Below are 1784 nucleotides of genomic sequence, written 5' to 3'. Positions count from 1 at the left end.
CGCTCGCCGCCCCCGGCCCGCAGGCCGCCCGCCCGTACCCGGGCCACCCGGTGAACGCGCCCGCACCGGCACCGCCCGCACCGCCCTCGGCCGGCCGCTCCCGTCCGTTCCGCCACCGTGCGCCGTTCCGGCCGCACCCGGTGCGCACCTCGCAGGACGCGGTGTTCACCGCCGCCCGCTACCTGGAGTGGCTCGGCTTCGACGACCTGGAGCTGACCGAGGCCCAGGAGCGCGACGGGGTCACCCTGCTGGGCAGCCGGATGGTCGCCCAGGTGGACACCTGGACCGAGCCCGCCGACGTGAAGTCGGTCGAGTGCCTCTGGCTCCAGACCCTGCACGCCGAGGAGATGGCCGCCGCCATGTTCACCCTCGCGGGTTATTCACACCAGGCCACCGTGCGCGGCGAACAGCTGCTGGTCGCCCTGTTCAGCCTGGACCTGGCGGGTGTGCCGCAGCCCGCGAACGGCGCCGCCGAGGCCCTGATGGAAACCGGCTGGACCTCCTGAGCCACCGGACGGCCCGCCGGTCCGCCCCTCCCTCCCGCCCCTGGATCGGTTCCCCCGCGCCCCTCTAGATCATTTTGCCCGCAAAAGCAACAACCTTCGCTCGTGATCTGGTGCACAAGCTCACCCCCGTGTTGAATTGCCGCCACAGCGCGGGCCTTTCGCCCTGCCGTCGCCATGCGTGCGGGTCGTGGCGGCAGGGCCTCAGGGGCAGGTCCGTGCCCTTGCCGGATGGCGCACACAAGGAGGTGGCGTTGTCGGAGCACGGATGGGACCCGAGCGGCCCGGACGGGCGGGGGCGGGCGGCAGCGGAGGAGCCGGGTGACACCGTGTGGCGGCTGAGGTCCCGGGGGTGCTGGCAGGAGGCCGCCGAACTACTGCGGCCGACCGCCGAGCACGACCCGGACGCGGCCCTGGGGCGGGCCGAACTCCTCATCGAGCAGTGCCTGTTCACCGCCGCGCACTGGACCCAGGCCGAACAGGCGCTGCGCCTGGCGGAGGCGATGGCCTCCGGCACCGAGCAGCGCGCCGCCGCCGCCTGCGCCCGCGGCTTCCTCGCGTACGTGGCGAGCGTGCTCGGCCCGCGGGACCGGCTGGACGAGGCGCAGGCCGCGCTCGGCCGCACCTCGGCCCTGCTGCCGCCGGACGCCCCGGGCCGCCCGCTGCTGGACTTCCGGCGCGGACTGGTCGCCGAGAACCTGCTACGCGACCGCAGCGCCGCCTGGATCGCCTACCGCCGGGCGCACGAGGGCGCCGGCGAGCGCGGCGACGAGCTGCTGCGCTCGTACACCTGGCGGCACCTGGCCGCGCTGGCGCTCTCGCGCGGGGAGCGCGGGAACGCCCGGGAGGGCTTCGACGCCTCACTGCGGTTGCGCGAGCAACTCGGCTTCACCGTGGGGGTGGCGCCGGCACTCGCGGCGCTCGCCGAGGTGTCCGAGCCGCCCGAGGCCGCGAGGCTGCGCGCCGAGGCCGCCCGGCTGGTGGCCGCCCTGGGCGGGGTTCCGGTCTGGCTCGCACGCCAGCTGGGCGCCACCGGCACGCCGGGGCCTCCCCCGGCCGGGCGCATCACGAGCGAGACCCGGGGCACGATCAGCTAAGGTGAGGCTAACCTGGCCGGGGGGAGCAGTACCCCGGCCGGGTCGCCTTGCCGTTCCCCGGGCACCGCCATGCCCCGGTCCGGCCGCGTCCGGCGCGCCACCGCCGCCGGGCACCGCCGGGCGGACCATGGGCGCCCCGGTCGACCCGTTGGGGCCGCCCATGACCGCGAGCAGCACCCGGCCC

2 protein-coding genes are annotated in these 1784 nt (G+C 76.3%); both read left to right on the top strand.

Annotation, left to right across the window (positions count from 1 at the left end; all coding sequences use genetic code 11):
- On the top strand, positions 1-506 hold a 506-nt coding region (locus tag KS423_RS44900), incomplete at its 5' end, for a hypothetical protein (RefSeq protein WP_224285425.1).
- A gap of 251 nt (positions 507-757) precedes the next feature.
- Positions 758-1600: a hypothetical protein gene (locus KS423_RS44895; protein ID WP_374120186.1), complete on the top strand. Its 843-nt coding sequence runs from the start codon at positions 758-760 to the stop codon at positions 1598-1600.
- The last annotated feature ends 184 nt before the right edge of the window (positions 1601-1784 follow it).

Source organism: Streptomyces sp. LS1784, assembly GCF_020103755.1.
GTDB lineage: Bacteria > Actinomycetota > Actinomycetes > Streptomycetales > Streptomycetaceae > Kitasatospora.
The sequence above is the reverse complement of the archived record's forward strand: the minus strand, read 5'-3'. Positions and strand labels throughout refer to the sequence as shown.